The 3,727-nt window shown below is 64.6% G+C and carries 4 protein-coding genes; 2 read left to right on the top strand and 2 right to left on the bottom strand.

Going from position 1 to position 3,727, the window contains the following annotated elements; genetic code table 11:
* The coding region (locus MOV75_RS30630; RefSeq protein ID WP_247007180.1) for a response regulator at positions 1–521 on the bottom strand (521 nt) is incomplete at its 3' end.
* A gap of 284 nt (positions 522–805) precedes the next feature.
* On the opposite strand from MOV75_RS30630, the gene MOV75_RS30625 reads away from it, so the two are divergent.
* Positions 806–1,966, top strand: coding sequence for an acyltransferase (locus MOV75_RS30625; protein ID WP_247007179.1), 1,161 nt, complete (start codon positions 806–808; stop codon positions 1,964–1,966).
* A 93-nt stretch (positions 1,967–2,059) separates the two neighbouring features.
* Positions 2,060–2,908, top strand: coding sequence for an MBL fold metallo-hydrolase (locus tag MOV75_RS30620; RefSeq protein WP_246918918.1), 849 nt, complete (start codon positions 2,060–2,062; stop codon positions 2,906–2,908).
* A gap of 27 nt (positions 2,909–2,935) precedes the next feature.
* On the opposite strand, the gene MOV75_RS30615 is transcribed toward MOV75_RS30620, so the two are convergent.
* The coding region (locus tag MOV75_RS30615; RefSeq protein WP_247007178.1) for an aldose 1-epimerase family protein at positions 2,936–3,727 on the bottom strand (792 nt) is incomplete at its 5' end.

The following is a 3,727-nucleotide window of genomic DNA, read 5'->3' as shown; positions in this document are numbered from 1 at the left end:
AAGGCGATCGAATTGTGGTTGCGCGCCGCCTTGCGGTCGAGCGAGCGCCGCCGCAGCACGCTGCGTGCGCGCGCGAGCAGGTCGCGCAGATTGATCGGCTTGGTGACATAGTGATCGCCGGCAATCTCGAGGCCGAGGATGCGATCGACGTCGGTGTCGCGGCGCGTCACGAAGATGATGCCGGCGTTGCTGGTCGCCTGGATCTCCTTGGCGAGCTCGAAGCCGTCGCCGTCGGGCAGCTGCAGGTCGAGGAAGACGAGATCGGTGCGCGCGCGCAGCGCCTGGCGGCATTCCGCGCAGGAGCCGGCGCCGACCACGTCGAAATTGTTCTCGCTGAAATAGCCGACCAGCATGGTCCGCGTCACCGGATCGTCCTCGACGACGATCAGCCGCTCGCGGCCGGCGGGACGCACTTCCTGACGTGCGGAATCAACCACGGTCTTGGGTATCCTGTGTGCCTGCGACCCGACCTGGCGATCCATCTCGCCGCGCAATGCGCCGTCATGTGAACGTACATTCACGACTTGTTCGAGCCCCCGAAATTAGCCGCCGGAATATTAGGCGCGTTGCGACGCGCAAACAATATTGCTCATGATCTTCAACCATTAAGTATGAATTGGCCCACAATTCTCAATCCGCGCATCATAGCGCAGGATGGCCCTGCCCGGGGGTCGCGAAGCCCAATCCCGGACATTCGGCATCGGACTCAACCGCCAGTTAACGTAAAAAGGGCCTTCGGCTTCGGAAAGCCCGGCCGCGCCCCTATTGTCCCGCCTGCAAGATGCGAAACCACGGAGCAGGCGTAATGCAGGGGCAGGCCCGGTTGGCTGCCGGTCGAACCGAGCAAGGCACGGCGCCGTTCGCCCGTTCGCACACGCTCGATGTCCTGCGGGGCCTTGCCATTGCCGGGGTGATGGCAATCCACGTCTCGCAGGCATTTCCGTCAAACATCCACGCGGTCGATTTCACCTTCATGTGCGGCTGGACCGGCGTCAATGTGTTCTACTTCGTCAGCGCCATGACGATGTGCCTGATGTGGACGCAGCGCAGCGGCGAGACGAATGCGACCGGCAAATTCTACATCCGGCGCTTCCTGCGCATCGCGCCGCTGTTCTGGCTGGCGATCCCGGTCTACCTCGCCATCAACGGCACCGCACCGAGCGCCAACGCGCCCTACGGCGTCGGGCCGGTTCAAGTGATCCTGACCGCGACATTCCTGCACGGCTTCTGGCCGGACAGCGTCAACAGCGTGGTGCCGGGCGACTGGTCGATCGCGGCGGAGATGACCTTCTATCTCGTCTTCCCGCTTCTGATCACTGCGTTCGGGTCGCGCCGCCATCTCTATGTTGCGCTGGCGATCGTGCTGCATCTCGTCAATGTCATCCTGTTCAAGCCGTGGGCCTTCGCGCTGTTCTCGGCCTATTACGGCCCCGGCCACGAGGCATTCGTCTGGACCACGCTCCACATCAGCTTCCTGAACCAGCTGCCGGTCTTCCTGATCGGATGCGCGCTGTTCTTCGCGCTGCGTGACGGCTTCACCAAGTCCGACGCCGCGATCTACGCCGTCTTCATCGCGCTGTCCTTTGCGGCCGACCGCGCGACCGGCTCCCATGAATTCAACTATCTGATGATCAACCTCGTGCTCGGCGCGCTGGTGGCCGGCTGCATCAAGCTTGCCATCCGCTTACAGCCGCTCGAGGCGCTCGGCCGCAACTCCTATTCGATGTATCTGTCGCACTTCGCGGTGATCTACGGGCTGCGTCAGCTCTGGCCGGTCGCCGATGGACTGGTCTCGCTGCTCATGGCCTATGTCGTCACCGCCGCGCTGAGCTATCTCGTCGCGCGCGCGACACGGCATCTGGTCGAACGGCACGCGCAGAACCTGGCGCATCGCCTGACAACCGCGGGACCGGGCCGATCAAGCCTCCGGCCGACCATTGCCGCTACCGCGGCCGGCATGCGCTGAACGCCCCTGCTCCGTCCCTGCCGGCCTGATGCGGCTTGCTTCATTGCCGCCTTCATATCTACTGTGAAGAATCTTCACGCTGGAGTGGCCACCATGGAGGTCATACTGCTCGGCACCGGCGGCCCGCGCCCTGACCCGCGCCGCATGGCAACGACCACGCTGATCAGGCTCGGCGACGAGAATATCCTGTTCGACGCCGGCCGCGGCGTCATGGTGCAGCTCAGCAAGGCGGGCGTTCCGCTCGGCGCCATCAACACGGTCTTTCTCACGCACCATCATTTCGACCACATCGGCGACCTCTACGATGTGATGCTGAATTCATGGATGTACGGGCGCAAGGACGAGCTGCGCATCTATGGACCGCCGGATACCGAACGGCTCGTCCACACGCTGGTCACGCAGGTCTACGACAAGGACATCACCTGGCGCGATAAGGGCGAGCCGACCTTCGGCGGCTGGAAACCTGTCGTCGCAACGGACATCGTACCGGGTCCCGTTCTCGACACTGGGCGCTGGAAGATCAGCGCCGAGCTGGTCTCGCATGGCGACGGCCTCGACATGCCGCCCGCCTTCCTCGCACGCTGGATGTGTCTCGGTTACCGCTTCGAAGCGGAGGGCAAGGTCGTTGCGATTTCCGGCGACACTGTCCCCTGCCCCGGGCTCGAGCGGCTGGCGCAGGGAGCCGACCTGCTGGTTCAGTGCTGCTTTCTCGCGACGCCGGAGATCAACAACGAGCACCTGCGCCGCCTTGCGCAATTCACCATCGCCTGCGGCGATACCGTCGGCAAGATCGCGGCCAAGGCCGGCGTCAAGAAGCTCGCGCTGACCCACCACCGGCCGCGCACAGACGATGCCATGCTGGACGCGCTGCTTGCGGATGTCAGGCAGGACTATGCGGGGCCGGTCGTACTCGGCGAGGATCTCACGCGGATCGAGGTCTGAGGGCCATCAATCAGCTCGCCTTCGAGCTCAGGACGATCCGACCTCGATCCGGAACGACAAGCTCTCTTCCGCGCCCGGCGCGATGAGCATCAGGCCCGGCTTGTCACTGAACTCGCCGTCGAGGCCGGCGGGACTGGCATAACCGCGCCAGGGCTCGATGCAGAGGAATGGCGCGCCCGATGGTTTCGACCAGACGCCGAGTTCACGAAAGCCGCGCCAGGACATTTTCAACCAGGGGCCGCTGGACGCGGCATAGCGGGCCGCATTGCTCTCGATCCGGTCGAAAATGACGGCGTCGTCGGTGAACAGGGATTCGGACAAGGGAAGCACCGCACCTTTGACCGGGCTCGGCTCCGTTGCCGGCCGCAGCAATCCGCCCTCGAGACGGCGGACGGGAGACGACTCCGCGCCCGCGAAGGTCAGCGCGTAGCTCTCCTTGGCAAGTCCCGGCTGTAGCGGCCAGTTGAAGGCGGGATGACCGCCGATCGACGCCGGCAATGTCTCCTTGCCGGTGTTGGCGATCACGAGCGTCAGGTCGAGGCCGGCATCATCAAGCGTATAAATTGCGGTCAGCCGGAACGCGAACGGATAGAGCGCGCGCGTCGTCTCGCTGTCTTCGAGCACCAGCGTGCAGCGGCTCTCGCCGCGCTCCGCCCACGCAAAGCGGCTGTCGCGCGCAAAGCCGTGCTGAGTCATCCGATACGTCTTGCCCCGGTGCCGCAACTCGTCCTTGGCGAGGCGCCCGACGATCGGAAACAGCAACGGCGCATGGCGCGGCCATTCCGGCCCCGCCTGCCAGACGAACATAACAGGGCAGTC

The sequence above is a fragment of the Bradyrhizobium sp. PRIMUS42 genome (assembly GCF_023006515.1).
Taxonomy (GTDB): Bacteria; Pseudomonadota; Alphaproteobacteria; order Rhizobiales; family Xanthobacteraceae; genus Bradyrhizobium.
This window is presented reverse-complemented; position numbering and strand designations above follow the sequence as displayed.

What these genes read in the sequence shown, in the direction of transcription:
- MOV75_RS30625 (WP_247007179.1), top strand. Translation starts at nt 806, where the DNA reads ATGCAGGGGCAGGCCCGGTTGGCTGCCGGTCGAACCGAGCAAGGCACG.
- MOV75_RS30620 (WP_246918918.1), top strand. Translation starts at nt 2,060, where the DNA reads ATGGAGGTCATACTGCTCGGCACCGGCGGCCCGCGCCCTGACCCGCGC.